General features: G+C 53.6%; 14 protein-coding genes. 9 read left to right on the forward strand and 5 right to left on the reverse strand.

Annotation, left to right across the window (positions count from 1 at the left end):
- Positions 1–298 precede the first annotated feature (298 nt).
- Positions 299–1,603: a trigger factor gene (gene tig / locus GKC68_RS16985; RefSeq protein WP_047714448.1), complete on the reverse strand. Its 1,305-nt coding sequence runs from the start codon at positions 1,601–1,603 to the stop codon at positions 299–301.
- Positions 1,604–1,898: 295 nt separating this feature from the next.
- The gene (gene bolA, locus GKC68_RS16990; RefSeq protein ID WP_006117961.1) at positions 1,899–2,213 is read right to left on the reverse strand and encodes a transcriptional regulator BolA; all 315 of its coding nucleotides are present in this window, start codon (positions 2,211–2,213) and stop codon (positions 1,899–1,901) included.
- A 263-nt stretch (positions 2,214–2,476) separates the two neighbouring features.
- Between bolA and GKC68_RS16995 the strand changes: the two genes are divergently transcribed.
- The 8 genes from GKC68_RS16995 to GKC68_RS17030 all read left to right on the forward strand — a co-directional run bounded on the left by GKC68_RS16995 (position 2,477) and on the right by GKC68_RS17030 (position 11,276).
- Positions 2,477–3,055 carry a lipoprotein gene (locus tag GKC68_RS16995; protein WP_028723993.1) on the forward strand — a complete coding sequence of 193 codons (579 nt, stop codon included), beginning with the start codon at positions 2,477–2,479 and terminating at the stop codon, positions 3,053–3,055.
- 46 nt (positions 3,056–3,101) lie between these two features.
- Positions 3,102–4,589, forward strand: coding sequence for a muropeptide MFS transporter AmpG (gene ampG, locus GKC68_RS17000; RefSeq protein ID WP_028723994.1), 1,488 nt, complete (start codon positions 3,102–3,104; stop codon positions 4,587–4,589).
- A 433-nt stretch (positions 4,590–5,022) separates the two neighbouring features.
- The gene (gene cyoA, locus GKC68_RS17005; protein ID WP_028723995.1) at positions 5,023–5,949 is read left to right on the forward strand and encodes a cytochrome o ubiquinol oxidase subunit II; all 927 of its coding nucleotides are present in this window, start codon (positions 5,023–5,025) and stop codon (positions 5,947–5,949) included.
- A 4-nt stretch (positions 5,950–5,953) separates the two neighbouring features.
- Positions 5,954–7,936, forward strand: a complete 1,983-nt coding sequence (gene cyoB, locus GKC68_RS17010; RefSeq protein WP_028723996.1) for a cytochrome o ubiquinol oxidase subunit I — start codon at positions 5,954–5,956, stop codon at positions 7,934–7,936.
- Entirely contained in the window at positions 7,936–8,550 is a 615-nt protein-coding gene (locus tag GKC68_RS17015) for a cytochrome o ubiquinol oxidase subunit III (protein ID WP_028723997.1), read from the forward strand. The genes cyoB and GKC68_RS17015 overlap by 1 nt, the downstream gene beginning before the upstream one ends.
- Entirely contained in the window at positions 8,550–8,879 is a 330-nt protein-coding gene (locus GKC68_RS17020; protein ID WP_013024878.1) for a cytochrome o ubiquinol oxidase subunit IV, read from the forward strand. The genes GKC68_RS17015 and GKC68_RS17020 overlap by 1 nt, the downstream gene beginning before the upstream one ends.
- A 12-nt stretch (positions 8,880–8,891) precedes the next feature.
- Positions 8,892–9,779 carry a heme o synthase gene (cyoE, locus tag GKC68_RS17025; protein ID WP_013024877.1) on the forward strand — a complete coding sequence of 296 codons (888 nt, stop codon included), beginning with the start codon at positions 8,892–8,894 and terminating at the stop codon, positions 9,777–9,779.
- A gap of 132 nt (positions 9,780–9,911) precedes the next feature.
- Complete coding sequence (locus GKC68_RS17030; RefSeq protein ID WP_013024876.1) at positions 9,912–11,276, forward strand: MFS transporter; 1,365 nt, start codon at positions 9,912–9,914, stop codon at positions 11,274–11,276.
- 132 nt (positions 11,277–11,408) lie between these two features.
- Here the strand turns inward: GKC68_RS17030 and adhP are convergent, their stop codons facing one another.
- Both adhP and GKC68_RS17040 read right to left on the reverse strand, forming a co-directional pair.
- Entirely contained in the window at positions 11,409–12,437 is a 1,029-nt protein-coding gene (gene adhP, locus GKC68_RS17035; RefSeq protein ID WP_028723998.1) for an alcohol dehydrogenase AdhP, read from the reverse strand.
- A gap of 36 nt (positions 12,438–12,473) precedes the next feature.
- The gene (locus GKC68_RS17040) at positions 12,474–13,994 is read right to left on the reverse strand and encodes an aldehyde dehydrogenase family protein (protein WP_028723999.1); all 1,521 of its coding nucleotides are present in this window, start codon (positions 13,992–13,994) and stop codon (positions 12,474–12,476) included.
- A gap of 274 nt (positions 13,995–14,268) precedes the next feature.
- Here GKC68_RS17040 and GKC68_RS17045 point away from each other — a divergent pair, with 274 nt between their 5' ends.
- Complete coding sequence (locus GKC68_RS17045) at positions 14,269–16,044, forward strand: sigma-54-dependent Fis family transcriptional regulator (RefSeq protein WP_342656357.1); 1,776 nt, start codon at positions 14,269–14,271, stop codon at positions 16,042–16,044.
- A 2-nt stretch (positions 16,045–16,046) separates the two neighbouring features.
- On the opposite strand, the gene GKC68_RS17050 is transcribed toward GKC68_RS17045, so the two are convergent.
- On the reverse strand, positions 16,047–16,538 hold the full coding sequence (locus GKC68_RS17050) for a YajQ family cyclic di-GMP-binding protein (RefSeq protein WP_028724001.1): 492 nt from the start codon (positions 16,536–16,538) through the stop codon (positions 16,047–16,049).
- Positions 16,539–16,667: the final 129 nt, after the last annotated feature.

Consider the following 16,667-nt stretch of genomic DNA (forward strand, 5'->3'; position numbering starts at 1 on the left):
GTACCGATTTTACGTAAGACGAGCGACAAAAACTACGCTCTGCCTCTTACCGACAACTTCAGGACGGTTAATCAGTCAGCCGAACTGTTTTTGCATACTCCCTGTATCTTGGGATACTGCTCAGTTGTTTCAAGCATAACAACCTTTTCATCAATCGCTAACCAGGAAAAAGCGATGCGCGAACAATTTGCCTAAAAATTAGCCAAATAGCGACAAACCGACTGGCAGCAAGCGTAATACAGAAAAAAGCCCGCGACTTTGCAGGCGCGGGCTTTAGCACAACCGGTTAAAAAGATGATTAGGCCTGAGCGGTCTGATTCATCAGTTCCTGGAAGTTAGTTTCTTTCTCAGAAACCTTCGCTTTCGCCAGCACGGCTTCAACCGCCTGCTCTTCCAGCGCAACGTTGCGCATGTTGTTCATCAGCTCGTTATTCTTGCTGTAGAACTCGATCACTTCCTGCGGATCTTCGTAGGCAGAAGCCATCTCTTCGATCAGCACTTTCACGCGGTCTTCGTCAGCTTTCAGCTCATGGGTGCGGATCACTTCGCCCAGCAGCAGACCAACAACAACGCGACGTTTTGCCTGCTCTTCGAACAGCTCACGTGGCAGTTCCAGCGCCTGCTTCTCGTCACCACCAAAGCGCTGTGCAGCCTGACGACGCAGAACGTCGATTTCGCTGTCGATCAGCGCAGCTGGCACGTCAATTGGGTTTGCATCAACCAGACCGTCGATAGCCTGGGTTTTCACGCGGTTACGAATAGCGCCTTTCAGCTCACGTTCCATGTTCTTGCGCACTTCGGCACGCAGACCATCAACTGAACCCTCTTCTACGCCGAAACGCTTGATAAATTCTTCAGTCAGTTCTGGCAGTTCACGCGTTTCAACTTTCTTCAACACGATCTCGAACTTCGCGTCTTTCCCTTTCAGGTTTTCCGCATGGTAGTCATCAGGGAATTTCACGTCGATAGTGAACGTTTCGCCTGCTTTATGACCAACAACGCCCTCTTCAAAACCTGGGATCATGCGGCCCTGGCCCATCGCCAGAACGAAATCAGAGGCTTTGCCGCCTTCGAATTCTTCACCGTCAACAGAACCGGTGAAATCAATAGTCGCGCGGTCTTCTGCGCCGGCTGCTGCATCGGTTTCAATCCAGTTAGCCTGCTGCTTACGCAGGGTTTCCAGCATGGTATCGACATCCGCGTCAGTCACCTGAACCTGTGGCTTCTCGACTTCGATGTTTTCCAGGCCTTTCAGCTCAACTTCTGGATACACTTCGAATTCTACCGCGTAGGTAAAGTCCTGACCTTCGGCGTATTCGCCTGGCACGTAGTTCGGTGCGCCAGCCGGATTAATTTTCTCTTTAATGATGGCGTCGACAAAGTTACGCGTCATCAGATCGCCCAGCACGTCCTGGCGCACAGAAGCACCATAGCGCTGTGCCACGATGTTCATTGGCACTTTGCCTTTACGGAAACCATCGATACGGACTTTCTTCGCCACATCCACCAGTTCTTTTTTAACGGCGCTCTCGATGCTGTCAGAAGCGACAGTAATCGTAATGCGACGGCCCAGGCCCTGAGTGGTTTCTACAGAAACTTGCATCTTGTTACCTCAAAAAATCACGTGCTCGGTCAACTTCAGACACCACACATTGGTTAATGCGCCGTATCCAACAACCGGGACGGCTTCCGTGAAGAGAACCTGATCCCTGTTACCAGAAGCGTCCCGAAGACATTCCGGAAAAATAGACGCAGCATTATAGCGGCATCGCTGAGATGAGTCGAGGATGCTAAGTCACCACTTTTCAGGGAGTTTGCTGTTTTTTTGAGCCACAGATCGCATTTAGCCACCCTATAACGCAAAAAACGGCCCGAGGGCCGTTTAAAAGGGGATGCGTTCAGGCGAGTGTGCCAGCCCCGCGACAGTTGGGTGAAGCCAGCACCGTATCCTGCAAACCCTCCCACTCTTTTAAAGTGTAGGTGTGCAGGGCGAGCGCGTGAACGCTGCCGGCCAGTTCTGCACTAAGCTCACCATAAATCGCGCGATGGCGGGCGAGAAAACGCTGGCCGGTGAACACGTCACTCACGATAACCACTTTGAAATGGCTTTCCGAACCGGCAGGCACGTTGTGTCGGTAGCTTTCATCGTGGACCTCCAGATGAGCCGGCTCAAAAGCCAGGCGCAGCTTCTCTTCTATCTGTTCTCGAATCATGGTTTTACCCTCAATGGCGAGCGCTGTGCCCCATCTGTTTAAATATTAGTTGGTTTTCCGCCACTCTTCGCGGTGACGGGCGGAATATTATCATTCCTCTGGGCGTATCGCGCGCCTTATCAGTCTGCTGTTTATGCCAGAAAGCGGGGGCGAAAAACCGCAGCGCTCACTTTACCTCTTGCAGGGGGCTTTATTCACTGCACCGCTTTGCTATGATGGCCGCAGTTTTTGCACACCAACCCATGACACTAACGAGAAAGCGTATGTTGAAAAAACTGTTATTCCCACTGCTGGCTGCCTTTATTCTGGCCGGCTGTGCTTCCAGCAGCAACACACTGACCATTCAACCCAAGATTCAGCTGCCGCAGCGCGATCCCAGCCTGATGGGCATCACCGTCAGCATTAACGGCGCAGACCAGCGCCGCGATCAGGCGCTGGCAAAAGTGAACCGTGATGGCCAACTGGTCAGTCTGACCCCTTCACGCGATCTGCGTTTCTTACTGCAGGAAGTGCTGGAAAAGCAGATGACCGCACGCGGCTATATGGTAGGACCTAATGGCGCAGTGGATCTGCAAATCATTGTGAATAATCTGTATGCCGACGTCACCCAGGGCGACGTGCGTTATAGCATTACGACCAAGGCGGACATTTCTATTATTGCTACCGCGAAAAACGGCAATAAGCAGATCAAAAACTACCGTCAGACCTACAGCGTAGAAGGTGCATTCAGCGCAACTAACCAGAAAATCACCAATGCGGTTAACTCAACGCTGAGCGACGTGATTGCGGATATGGCGCAGGACACCAGCGTCAACGAATTTATCAAGCAGAACGCCCGCTAATTTTGTCCCCTGCCCGGCATGATGCCGGGCCCTTCTCAAGGTCAGTATGAATCACTACTTCCGCGTCTTCCGTCAAAAAAATGCCGCTGTTTTACTCCTGCTGGGATTTGCATCCGGGTTGCCACTGGCCTTAACGGGTGGAACGTTACAGGCGTGGATGACCGTAGATAATATCGATCTGAAAACCATTGGTTTTTTTTCGCTGGTTGGCCAGGCCTACGTATTTAAGTTTCTCTGGTCACCCATGATGGATCGCTACACGCCACCTTTTCTTGGTCGCCGTAAAGGATGGTTGCTGATCACCCAACTGGCGCTAGTGGCCAGCATCATCACGATGGGGTTCATGCAGCCCAGCCGGGATTTGACCCTGATGGCGGCGCTGGCGGTATTGATCGCGTTCTGTTCTGCGTCACAGGATATTGTATTTGATGCATGGAAGACGGACGTATTGCCGCCGGAAGAGCGCGGAAGCGGCGCGGCCATTACGGTTCTCGGTTATCGGCTGGCCATGCTGATATCGGGAGGGCTGGCGTTATGGCTGGCCGATCGCTACCTCGGCTGGCGAGCCACTTACTGGCTGATGGCGCTGTTACTGGTGCCTTGCATTATAGCTACGTTTATGGCTGACGAGCCGGATAACCGCCAGTCCGCGCCCCGCTCATTACGTCAGGCGGTGGTTGATCCGCTGCGGGACTTTTTTAACCGCAACAACGCCTGGCTGCTGATTACCCTGATCATTCTTTATAAACTGGGCGACGCCTTTGCCGCCTCGCTCACCACTACGTTTTTAATCCGTGGCGTGGGCTTCAATCCGGGCGATGTTGGCCTGGTGAACAAGACGCTTGGCCTGCTGGCCACCATTATCGGGGCGCTCTATGGTGGCGTGCTGATGCAGCGCCTGAGCCTGTTTCGCGCTCTGATGATTTTTGGCCTGTTGCAGGCGGTATCCAATTTTGGCTACTGGCTGCTGGCGGTCACCGACAAACACCTGTGGAGCATGGCGAGCGCGGTGTTTATCGAAAACCTGTGCGGCGGGATGGGCACGGCGGCTTTCGTCGCGCTACTGATGACGTTGTGTAATAAATCCTTTTCCGCCACGCAGTTCGCGCTGCTGTCCGCGTTGTCAGCGGTCGGTCGCGTTTACGTCGGCCCTGTGGCGGGTTTTTTAGTCGAATGGTGGGGCTGGCCAACCTTTTATGCCTTTACCGTACTGGCTGGCCTACCCGGCCTGGCGCTGTTAGCATTTTGTCGCAGTACGCTGGATTTCACACAAAAAACCGGGCAGTTTTTGCCGCGTACCCGCTTTGCATCAGGCTACCGCTGGACAAACCGCCTGTTTGCCGGCGGCTGTGGATTGCTGGCTTTATGGCTGCTGGCGCTAGCGCTGGACGCTGCGGGCTTGACTCGCCTGTCGGCCGTGCTGGTTCCCTTGTTTGAGGCCGGTATGACGCTGGCGCTTTGTGGTGTAGTATTCGGTATGGTGCTGGATTATCGTGCGCTGCGAACAGCAGAGGACTCCGCCGTTATCCGATAACGGCTTGTGATTTCGCCGCAATTTCGTACAGTCGATTAAGCGCGCCTAATTTGTCTTTGCGTGTCAATTTACAAAAATTTATTTCACTCACCGGGGGGATTGCCCCCTGAAATTTAAAACCGGTGCGCAATTAATTTGGTTAAAAATAATCGAATAAATGATGCAACATTGTTAAATAATTGGGTGATTAAAGTCAGGGTTATTCCTTTACCACTTTTGTTTGACCCCGTATCCATCTCTTTTTGTTATATTGCCGCCAACTGCTTGTCCACGTTAATAATTTGTCACCGAGAACAACATCTGTGACACCCTTAGCAAAAGGTGTCAACATGGTTCTGACACATCCTTAAGCTGGTTTACACTGCATAAACCTTCCCGTAAAATGCGCGCACACTTAAACGACAATAGAGCCCTTTGTCATTGAGGTCGTTAAATGAGACTCAGTAAATACAATAAAAGTTTGGGGATTTTGTCATTAATCGCAGGCACTTTATTAATGAGTGGCTGCGATAATGCATTGTTAAATCCCAAAGGACAGATTGCGCTGGAGCAACGTTCGCTGATCCTGACCGCTTTTGGTCTGATGATGATCGTCGTGATACCTGCAGTCTTGATGGCCATCTTGTTTGCCTGGAAATATCGGGCTTCAAACACGAATGCCAAATACAGCCCTAACTGGTCACACTCTAACAAAGTGGAAGCCGTGGTCTGGACGATTCCAATCCTGATCATTATTTTCCTTGGTGTGCTGACCTGGAAATCAACCCACGCCCTGGAGCCGAGCAAACCGCTGGTGTCAGACGTGAAACCGGTTGAGATTGATGTCATTGCTTTGGACTGGAAATGGCTGTTCATTTATCCAGAACAAGGTATTGCGACCGTTAACCAGATCGCTTTCCCGGCGAACACACCGGTTAACTTCAAAATCACCTCTAACTCCGTTATGAACTCCTTCTTTATTCCTACGCTCGGTAGCCAGATCTACGCGATGGCAGGCATGCAGACTAAACTGCATCTGATTGCCAACGAGCCAGGAACTTTCGACGGTATTTCCGCCAACTTCAGTGGTCGCGGTTTCTCTGGTATGAAGTTTAAAGCCATTGCCACCAAAGACGACGCGGAGTTCCAGCAGTGGGTTGCCAAAGTTAAAGCGGCACCTAACACGCTGACAACGATGGATGATTTCGAAAAAGTAGCGGTACCAAGCGAAAATCACCCGGTGGAATATTTCTCTTCTGCTAATCCTGAACTGTTCTTGCAGGTCATCAACAAGTTCATGCATAGCCACGGGAAGATGGACATGCCTGAGCATAAAGGCATGGACATGAGTCACACCGCTACCGCGGGAGCCGAGGAATAATACGATGTTCGGAAAATTAACACTGGATGCTATACCGTTCCATGAGCCGATTGTCATGGTCACGGTCGCCGGTATCATCATCGCAGGTCTGGCGCTTGTCGCCGCCATCACTTATTTCGGTAAGTGGAAATATCTGTGGTCAGAATGGTTCACCTCCATCGACCACAAAAAACTGGGTATCATGTACATCATTATGGCCTTCGTCATGCTGCTGCGCGGCTTTGCCGATGCGGTAATGATGCGTACCCAGCAGGTTCTGGCTTCGGCCGGGGAAGCAGGCATACTGCCGCCGCATCACTACGACCAGATCTTCACCGCGCACGGCGTGATCATGATCTTCTTCGTGGCTATGCCGTTCGTCGTGGGCCTGATGAACATCGCGGTACCTTTGCAAATTGGTGCACGTGACGTTGCCTTCCCTTTCCTGAACAACCTGAGCTTCTGGTTTACCGCGATTGGTGTAATCCTGGTTAACCTGTCTCTGGGTGTCGGTGAATTCGCACAAACAGGCTGGCTGGCCTATCCACCGCTGTCGGGGGCAGAGTACAGTCCTGGCGTGGGGGTTGATTACTGGATCTGGAGTCTCCAGCTTTCCGGTATTGGTACCACGCTGACCGGTATTAACTTCTTCGTTACCATTCTGAAGATGCGTGCACCGGGCATGGACCTGTTCAAAATGCCCGTATTTACCTGGGCATCACTGTGCACCAACGTCCTGATCATCGCTGCGTTCCCGGTTCTGACCGTTACGCTGGCACTGTTGACACTTGATCGTTACCTCGGCTTCCATTTCTTTACCAATGATATGGGCGGTAACATGATGATGTACGTCAACCTGATCTGGGTTTGGGGTCATCCAGAGGTGTACATTCTTGTTCTGCCGGTCTTTGGTGTCTTCTCTGAAGTCACTGCGACCTTCTCGAAAAAGCGTCTGTTCGGTTACACCTCGCTGGTATGGGCAACCATCGCCATCACCGTGTTGTCGTTCATCGTTTGGCTGCACCACTTCTTCACCATGGGTGCGGGCGCGAACGTCAACGCTTTCTTCGGTATCATGACGATGATTATCGCCATTCCTACCGGGGTTAAAATCTTTAACTGGCTGTTCACCATGTACCAGGGCCGCATTCAGATGCACTCTGCGATGCTGTGGACCGTAGGCTTCCTGGTCACCTTCTCTGTCGGTGGTATGACCGGTGTTCTGCTGGCGGTACCAGGTGCGGACTTCGTCCTGCACAACAGTCTGTTCCTGATTGCTCACTTCCATAACGTGATTATCGGTGGTGTGGTATTCGGTTGTATGGCCGGTGTGACTTACTGGTTCCCGAAAGCGTTCGGTTTTACGCTGAACGAAACCTGGGGCAAGCGCGCCTTCTGGTTCTGGATTATCGGTTTCTTCGTTGCCTTTATGCCGCTGTACGTACTGGGCTTTATGGGCATGACCCGTCGTCTGAGCCAGGACATCGACCCGCAGTTCCACTCGCTGTTAGTGGTCGCGGCTTGCGGTGCGGCACTGATCGCCTGCGGTATCCTTTGTCAGGTCATCATGTTCTACGTTTCTGTGCGTGACCGCGACCAGAACCGCGATCTCACCGGTGACCCATGGGGCGCGCGTACACTGGAGTGGGCAACCTCTTCACCACCGCCGTTCTATAACTTTGCTGTTATCCCGCATGTGCATGAGCGTGACGCTTTCTGGGAAATGAAAGAGAAAGGCGAAGCGTACAAGCAACCGGCTAAATATGAAGAAATTCATATGCCGAAAAACAGCGGTGCTGCAATTGTGATTGCCGCGTTTGCGACTATCTTCGGTTTTGCGATGATCTGGCATATCTGGTGGCTGGCGGGTGTTTCTTTCGTCGGTATGATCATCAGCTGGATCGTGAAAAGCTTCGACGAAGACGTGGATTACTACGTTCCGGTTGCCGAAGTTGAGAAGATTGAAAAGCAGCACTTTGACGAAATCAGCAAAGCAGGTCTGAAATAATGTCAACTGAAACTGTAAAACACCACCACGACGCCCATGCGGAGCATGGGCATCACGATGCAGGAGCCAATAAAGTCTTTGGCTTCTGGATCTACCTGATGAGTGACTGCATTATCTTCGCAACCCTGTTTGCGACCTATGCAGTGATGGTAAACAGCACCGCCGGTGGTCCGGCAGGCAAAGATATCTTTGAACTGCCGTTCGTGCTGGTTGAAACCGCCCTGCTGTTATTGAGCTCGATCACCTACGGCATGGCCGTTATTGCCATGAACAAGGAAAACAAAGGCGCCGTTATCGGCTGGCTGGCGTTGACCTTCCTGTTTGGTGCGGGCTTTATCGGGATGGAAATCTATGAATTCCATCATCTGATTGCAGAAGGTTTCGGTCCTGACCGCAGCGGCTTCCTGTCCGGCTTCTTTACGCTGGTCGGTACGCACGGTCTGCACGTGACCTCTGGTTTAATCTGGATGGCCGTGCTGATGTTCCAGATCGCTAAACGCGGTCTGAACGCCACTAACCGTACCCGTATCATGTGTCTGAGCCTGTTCTGGCACTTCCTGGACGTGGTTTGGATCTGCGTGTTCACCGTTGTTTATCTGATGGGAGCCATGTAATGAGTCATTCTGTTAACGAACATGGTGCATCACACGGTAGCGTGAAGTCTTACATGATCGGCTTCATCCTTTCTATCATCCTGACGGGAATCCCGTTCTGGATGGTAATGGATGGTAGCGCTTCTCATGGAACCATCCTCGGCGTTGTGCTGGTCTGTGCAGTGGTTCAGGTGCTGGTTCATCTGGTTTACTTCCTGCACCTGGACAGCAAGTCTGAAGGTGGCTGGAACATGGTGGCCATTGTCTTCTCAGCAATCATTATCCTGATTGTTGTCGTTGGCTCACTTTGGATCATGTGGAACCTCAACTACAACATGATGCCCCACTAAAGAGTCTGTGTAATGTTTAAGCAATACCTGCAAGTTACAAAGCCAGGAATTATTTTCGGGAATTTAATTTCTGTGATTGGCGGATTTTTGCTGGCCTCTAAGGGCAGCATTGATTACGCCCTGTTTCTCACCTCGCTGGTTGGCGTGTCACTGGTGGTTGCCTCAGGTTGTGTATTCAACAACGTGATCGACCGCGACATCGATATCAAGATGGAGAGAACCAGAAATCGGGTGCTGGTTAAAGGCCTTATCTCCGCGAAAGTTAGCCTGGTTTACGCCACTGTGCTGGGTATTGCTGGCTTTGCACTGCTGTATTTTGGTGCTAATCCGCTGGCCATGTGGCTGGCGGTGATGGGCTTCGTGGTATACGTTGGCGTTTACAGCCTGTATATGAAGCGTCATTCCGTTTACGGTACGCTGATTGGCAGCCTGTCCGGCGCTGCGCCGCCGGTCATTGGCTACTGCGCCGTGACCAACGAGTTTGATGCCGGTGCCTTAATCCTGCTGGCTATTTTTAGCCTGTGGCAGATGCCGCACTCTTATGCGATTGCTATCTTCCGCTTTAAGGATTACCAGGCCGCCAACATCCCGGTGTTACCGGTGGTGAAAGGTATCTCGGTGGCGAAGAATCATATTACGCTCTATATCCTGGCGTTTATGATCGCCACGCTGATGCTGACGCTCGGTGGCTACGCAGGCTACAAATATCTGGTCGTCGCATCTGCCGTTAGCGTGTGGTGGCTGGGAATGGCGCTGTCAGGCTACAAAACCTCAAACGATCGTGTTTGGGCACGTAAGCTGTTCGTTTTCTCGATTGTGGCGATCACGGCCCTGAGCGTCATGATGTCGGTTGACTTTATGACGCCAGCATCGAAAGACCTGCTGACCTACGTGCGCTAATGTGTACTGCAACAGCATGAAACGGGCGCGATTTTCGCGCCCTTTCTTTTTGTTACGACTGCTTAAGAACTATTGTTTTACCCGCCCGCTCTCCCTACCTAAAATAAATGCAGCACATCAACAGAGGTTGGAATGAACGATAACAAAATGACTCCGGTGGAGCTGCGCGCCACATGGGGCCTTGGCACGGTCTTTTCCCTGCGCATGCTGGGAATGTTTATGGTCCTGCCGGTGTTGACCACCTATGGCATGGCGCTCCAGGGAGCGAGTGAAACCTTAATTGGCGTGGCAATCGGCATCTACGGTCTGGCTCAGGCCATTTTCCAGATCCCCTTTGGCCTGCTGTCCGATCGTATCGGACGCAAGCCGCTGATCGTCGGCGGCCTGCTGGTCTTCGTCCTTGGCAGCGTTATTGCGGCCAGCACCGATTCAATCTGGGGCATTATTCTGGGGCGAGCGCTGCAGGGCTCAGGTGCAATTGCTGCTGCGGTCATGGCGCTGCTGTCCGATTTAACCCGTGAACAAAACCGCACTAAAGCGATGGCGTTTATCGGTATCAGCTTTGGCGTGACCTTTGCCATCGCAATGGTCTTAGGCCCGATCGTCACACACAAGCTGGGCCTGAACGCGCTGTTCTGGATGATCGCGATGCTTGCTTCGCTGGGCATAGCGATTACGTTGTGGGTTGTCCCCTCCTCTTCTCATCACGTGCTAAATCGTGAATCAGGGATGGTGCGCGGCAGCTTCAGTAAAGTGCTGGCCAATCCCCGATTGATCAAACTGAACCTGGGCATCTTCTTTTTACATATCTTGCTGATGTCGAGCTTTATCGCCCTGCCCGACCAGTTTGAACAGGCTGGCCTGCCGCCGTCAGAACACTGGAAGGTCTATCTGATCACCATGCTGATTGCGTTTGCCGGTGTGGTGCCCTTTATCATCTACGCCGAAGTGAAGCGCAAGATGAAGCGGGTCTTTGTCGGCTGCGTAGGCATGATGGTCATCGCCGAAATCGTTTTATGGGGCGCCCAGGGGCATTTCTGGACGCTGGTTGTCGGCGTGCAGCTGTTTTTCCTGGCCTTCAACCTGATGGAAGCGATTCTGCCATCGCTGGTGAGTAAGGAGTCACCCGCTGGCTATAAAGGCACTGCTATGGGACTGTATTCCACCAGCCAGTTTCTGGGCGTCGCCATTGGAGGCAGCCTGGGCGGCTGGCTGTTTGGTCATTTCGATGCACAAACCGTGTTTATGGTCGGGGCGATTGTGGCCGCAGCCTGGCTGTTTGTTAGCATGACCATGCAGGAGCCGCCTTATGTAAGCAGCCTGCGTCTGGTGCTGAGCGATGCCGCGCTGGCCGTGCCCACGCTGGAAAAACGCCTGAAAGCACAGCCCGGCGTTTCATCCGTACTGATTGTGCCGGAAGAGAAAAGCGCCTACATCAAGATAGACAGTAAGGTCACCAGCCGGCCTGAGCTGGAAGCGCTGATCGGCAGCTGCTAGTCGCGAGCGGCACTTCACTGCACACGGTTGTAGAGAAAGGTTGAGTCAGTTGGTGTCAGTCATGTCGCCGCAAACCATGTGAAAAAGGTGCCCTGCTTCAGGCACCTTTTTTTCACCCGGTAATTGAGTGGCTCACAACGACATATCCACCACAATGCGGCCTTCAATTTTCCCCGCCTGCATCCGGGCAAAGATAGCGTTAATATTGCTAAGCGGTTCCACCGCCACGCTGGCTTTCACTTTATGACGGCTGGCAAAATCCAGCGCCTCCTGTAAATCCTTACGCGTTCCGACGATAGAACCCCGCACCGTAATGCCGTCCAGCACCATATTGAAAATAGACAGATCGAATTTGCCAGGCGGCAAGCCATTTAACACCATGGTGCCTCCGCGACGTAAGGTGCCGATGGCCTGTTCAAAGGCTTTCGGTGATACCGCCGTGACCAGCACCCCGTGCGCGCCGCCAAAGTGCTCATGAAACACTCTGGCCGGATCGACGTTTCTGGCATTCGCCACCACGCTGGCGCCCAGGCGCTGGGCAAAGGCCAGCTTATCATCGTCGATATCGACAGCCGCCACGTTCAGCCCCATCGCGACGGCATACTGGATGGCCATGTGGCCTAACCCACCAATCCCGGAAATCACCACCCAGTCACCGGGTTTAGTGTCGGTCATTTTCAATCCTTTATAGACCGTCACGCCCGCACAGAGCACCGGTGCCACCTCGTTAAATGCGAGGTTTTCGGGGATAATGCCGACATAGTTGGCGTCCGCCACGCAGTACTCAGCAAAGCTGCCGTTAACTGAATAGCCGGCATTTTGCTGGCTGTGACACAGCGTTTCCCAGTTATCCAGGCAATGTTCGCAGTGGCCACAGGCCGAATAGAGCCAGGGGATCCCCACCCGATCGCCTTGCTTCAGGTGGTGCACGTTATCCCCCACCGCCACCACGTGCCCAACGCCTTCATGGCCCGGTATAAAAGGCGGAACCGGCTTCACCGGCCAGTCCCCCTCTGCGGCATGCAGATCCGTATGGCACACGCCGGTTGCGGCGATTTTTACCAGAATCTGCCCCGCCCCAGGCTGAGGTACGGGCACCTGCTCAATCACCAAGGGTTCGCCGAACGCTTTAACAACCGCTGCCTTCATCATCGTTTTCATTTGCATTGTCATGATTTACGCTCCATGGAGGTAGGTTTAAAACAACCCCAGCGGGGCCGTGTCATAGCAGACTAATAAGTTTTTGGTCTGCTGGTATTGATTGAGCGCCATTTTGTGTGTTTCGCGACCCACGCCGGACTGCTTATAGCCGCCAAAGGCAGCGTGGGCCGGATAGATGTGATAACAGTTGGTCCAGACGCGCCCGGCTTTGATGGCCCGCCCCATGCGATAGGCGACATTGCTGTCCCGCGTCCAGACGCCCGCCCCCAAGCCAAACTGGGTTTCATTGGCGATGCGCAAGGCTTCAGCCTCATCTTTAAAGGTGGTGACGCCGATAACCGGGCCAAAAATTTCTTCCTGAAAACAGCGCATGCTGTTGCTGCCTTTAATCAGCGTGGGCTGAATATAGAAACCGTTATCCAGTTCGGACGATATCAAGGCCCGCTCTCCGCCAGTCAGGATCTCGCCCCCTTCGTCGCGGGCAATCTCGATATAGGACAAAATTTTATCGAACTGCTGACGCGAAGCCTGGGCGCCAATCATCGTGTCGGTATCGAGCGGATCGCCGCGACGAATGGTGGCGACTTTGGCCATCACCCGCTCCATGAAAGGCGCGTAAATGGACTCATGGATTAGCGCACGGGACGGACAGGTACACACCTCGCCCTGATTAAAGAAGCCCAGCACCAGTCCTTCCACCGCCTTGTCAATAAAGTCCGGCTCGCCATTCAGGATGTCGGCGAAATAAATATTTGGCGATTTCCCGCCCAGCTCCACGGTACAGGGAATAATATTTTCTGCGGCACAGGCCATGATATGACGCCCCACCGGCGTAGAACCGGTAAAGGCGATTTTGGCAATGCGTTTACTGGTTGCCAACGCTTCGCCCGCCTCGCGGCCAAAACCCTGTACCACATTTAGCACGCCTGCAGGAAACAGGTCGCCGATCATCTCCATCAGCAGCGTAATGCCCAGCGGCGTTTGCTCCGCAGGCTTAAGCACCACACAGTTACCGGCAGCCAGGGCCGGCGCCAGCTTCCATGCGGCCATCAGCAACGGAAAATTCCAGGGAATAATTTGCCCCACCACGCCCAGCGGTTCATGAAAATGGTAGGCCACGGTTTTTTCGTCGATCTCGCCAGTGCTGCCCTCCTGCGCGCGCAGGCACCCTGCGAAGTAACGAAAATGGTCGGACGCCAGCGGCAGATCGGCATTGAGCGTTTCCCGAATCGGTTTGCCGTTGTCCCAGCTTTCCGCCACGGCCAGGGTTTCGAGACTGGCGTCAATGCGGTCAGCCACCTGGAGTAGCAGATTAGATCGGGTTTGTACGGAGGTTTTTCCCCAGGCTTCTGCAGCCCGGTGCGCGGCATCCAGCGCTAAATCAATATCGCGCGCATCGGAACGAGGAAAACGGGCAATGTCACTGCCGTTGACGGGTGAGGTATTCATGAAGTACTCACCACTCAGTGGCTCGATAAATTTGCCATCGATATAGTTGCCGTAGGCAGATTTAAACGTCACTAACGCACCAGGCGTGCCGGGATGGGCATAACGCATCGCAAACTCCTTCTGTAGGGTAGACAGGCAGCGGCATGTTGATTTTTTAACGGATAGCGCGCTGTTACCTGACGTTTGCAGGGCCTGTGCCAACTTCCCTTGCGCGCTGAAAGTTCAGATAAAAAAGTTAATAATCAATCACCTGAACGGTAATCTCACAGACGTACAGTGTGGACTAACCGGTTTTGATCCCGCTTTGTGTTGCAAATCGCAACACCGCTAAAACCAAAGCGCTACAATCCCGCTACACTTTTCCGAGCGCACGAGGTTATTCATGCAGCACAAGGTTTCCGATGCCCTGTTGCCCGCTATCGATAACAACCCCCTGCTGAGTGATTCCTGGCTACGCAGCCAGCTCTACGGGCTGGATCGTTCGGCCGATGATTTTCCGCGCGTACGTCAGGCCGAGCTGACAGAGCTGGTGGCCAGTCATACCGACCTTCAGCAGTTTGCTCAGCCCGTCATGCACAAGCTGGCTCAGAAGGTGACGCAGATGCAGTCGGTGGTCATTCTGTCTGACGCGGCAGGCCGGGTGCTGCACACCTTTGGCGAGATGCAGGCGATGCAAAAAGCACAGCGTTTCGCCCTTGCCCCTGGCAACATCTGGAGCGAATGTGGCCGTGGCACCAACGCCATTGGTACGGCGCTGGCAATAGACGACGGTTGTGAAATCGAGGGTAATCAACACTTCCTGACCCGCAATCAGGGGCTTTACTGTGCCGCCATGCCGCTGCAAATGCCCAACGGGCAGATTGCGGGGGTGCTGGATGTCTCCGGCCCTGCACATTTTTCCCATGCCCATACGTTTGCCTGGGTCAAACAGGCGGCACGGCACATTGAGTATCTGTGGGTTAAGCAGAGCCTGCATCCCCAACAATGGCTGATGAGCCTGCACAGCGACGCGCACCGGCTAGACAGCCCGGATGAGCTGCTGCTGGTGTTTTCAGACAACGTTCTGACTGCCGCAAATCGGCTGGCCCTGCGTGAGCTTGGCCTGCACGCCGAACAGCTTGGCGTCATCACATTTCAGCAGCTGTTTCCTCACGGCGATCTGCGGGCCACCACGCTGCCAACGCCGGTGATGATCGGATCCCAGTCTTATTATTTTCGTCTGCGTGCGCCCACCCGAACCTGCTTCAGCGTAGCAGCAGACCCTGCGCGTCCGCTGCCTTTCTCACTGCAACATGAGGGAGATAAAATGGTACGGCTGCTGAATGCCGGCGTTTCATTATGCATTCGCGGGGAAACCGGCAGCGGAAAAGAGTACGTCAGCCGCGCGTTACATCAGCAGAGCCGCTGGCGGGAAGGAAAGTTTGTGGCGATTAACTGCGCCGCGATTCCGGAATCCTTGATCGAATCAGAACTCTTTGGCTACCAGCCGGGGGCATTTACCGGTGCCAGCAAAAATGGCTACATCGGTAAAATCCGTGAGGCCGATGGCGGCCTCCTGTTTCTGGATGAGATCGGCGATATGCCACTGGCGCTGCAAACCCGGCTCTTACGCGTGTTACAGGAAAAAGAGGTCGCGCCGCTGGGATCGAGTCAGAGCTGGCCAGTTAACCTGGCCGTGATCAGCGCGACACATCGGGATCTGGCGCAACGTGTCGCACAAGGCGCCTTCCGCGAGGATCTCCTGTACCGGCTGCAGGAATTTTCTTTCACGATCCCGCCGCTGCGTGAGTGGTCTTCTCTTCCGGCGTTTATCACGCAACTCTGGCACGCGCTGGGCGGCGGCGCGCGTCAGATCGGCCTGTCTTCCGAAGTGCTGGCGACATTAACGCGCTATTCCTGGCCGGGCAACGTGCGCCAGCTACGCAGTCTGATGAAAGTCTTGCTGGCGCTGGCGGAAGATGGCGATAGCGTGGAGATCACGCATTTACCTGAGGAGTACCGCAGCGGCAACGCCGCGGCATCACCCGCGCGCCAGCAGCATGACGATCGTCTGATAAAAGCGACGTTGCAGCAGTTTAACGGCAACATCAGCAAAACGGCGCAGGCGCTCGGCGTTGCGCGCAGCACGCTGTATCGTCGCGCTGCACGCGAGAAGTGAGCTTAATCGCGGAAGTTTTTAAACTGGAATGGCTGGCCCAGATTGCCCCCGCGCACCAGCGCCATCGCCCCCTGCAGATCGTCGCGTGACTTGCCGGTGACGCGCAGAGATTCACCCTGAATCTGGGTCTGCACTTTCAGCTTACTGTCTTTGATCAGCTTCACCAGCTTCTTCGCCACATCGGCTTCAATGCCTTTTTTCATTTTGGCATCCAGGCTCCAGCTCTTGCCGCTGTGCTCAATTTCTTCCGGCACGTCCAGAGCCGCGCCTTCAATGCCGCGCTTGAGCATTTTTTCACGCAGAATATCGACCAGTTGCTTTACCTGAAAGTCAGATTCACTGATGACTTTAATGGTTTCATTTTTTTCGTTGAGTTCGTAACTGGCGGTGACGTTACGAAAATCGAAACGGGTGGACAGTTCACGGTTAGCGTTCTCTACCGCATTGCGAACTTCCTGCATGTCGACTTCTGAAACAATATCGAAAGATGGCATCTCTTCTTCTCCTGAGGCTAAACTGGCATGCATAATACGCGTCTTAGGCCACTAAATAAAATCACGCTGTGCAGCGCTATACTTAACCCATTGTCACAGCGCATAAATAATACGCCCGCGAGCGGGAGG

It is taken from the genome of Pantoea sp. RSPAM1 (assembly GCF_038816185.1).
Taxonomy (GTDB): Bacteria; Pseudomonadota; Gammaproteobacteria; order Enterobacterales; family Enterobacteriaceae; genus Pantoea; species Pantoea ananatis.

Coding starts and splice junctions, on each gene's coding strand:
- tig (WP_047714448.1), bottom strand. CDS start 1,603: ATGCAAGTTTCTGTAGAAACCACTCAGGGCCTGGGCCGTCGCATTACG.
- bolA (WP_006117961.1), bottom strand. CDS start 2,213: ATGATTCGAGAACAGATAGAAGAGAAGCTGCGCCTGGCTTTTGAGCCG.
- GKC68_RS16995 (WP_028723993.1), top strand. CDS start 2,477: ATGTTGAAAAAACTGTTATTCCCACTGCTGGCTGCCTTTATTCTGGCC.
- ampG (WP_028723994.1), top strand. CDS start 3,102: ATGAATCACTACTTCCGCGTCTTCCGTCAAAAAAATGCCGCTGTTTTA.
- cyoA (WP_028723995.1), top strand. CDS start 5,023: ATGAGACTCAGTAAATACAATAAAAGTTTGGGGATTTTGTCATTAATC.
- cyoB (WP_028723996.1), top strand. CDS start 5,954: ATGTTCGGAAAATTAACACTGGATGCTATACCGTTCCATGAGCCGATT.
- GKC68_RS17015 (WP_028723997.1), top strand. CDS start 7,936: ATGTCAACTGAAACTGTAAAACACCACCACGACGCCCATGCGGAGCAT.
- GKC68_RS17020 (WP_013024878.1), top strand. CDS start 8,550: ATGAGTCATTCTGTTAACGAACATGGTGCATCACACGGTAGCGTGAAG.
- cyoE (WP_013024877.1), top strand. CDS start 8,892: ATGTTTAAGCAATACCTGCAAGTTACAAAGCCAGGAATTATTTTCGGG.
- GKC68_RS17030 (WP_013024876.1), top strand. CDS start 9,912: ATGAACGATAACAAAATGACTCCGGTGGAGCTGCGCGCCACATGGGGC.
- adhP (WP_028723998.1), bottom strand. CDS start 12,437: ATGAAAACGATGATGAAGGCAGCGGTTGTTAAAGCGTTCGGCGAACCC.
- GKC68_RS17040 (WP_028723999.1), bottom strand. CDS start 13,994: ATGCGTTATGCCCATCCCGGCACGCCTGGTGCGTTAGTGACGTTTAAA.
- GKC68_RS17045 (WP_342656357.1), top strand. CDS start 14,269: ATGCAGCACAAGGTTTCCGATGCCCTGTTGCCCGCTATCGATAACAAC.
- GKC68_RS17050 (WP_028724001.1), bottom strand. CDS start 16,538: ATGCCATCTTTCGATATTGTTTCAGAAGTCGACATGCAGGAAGTTCGC.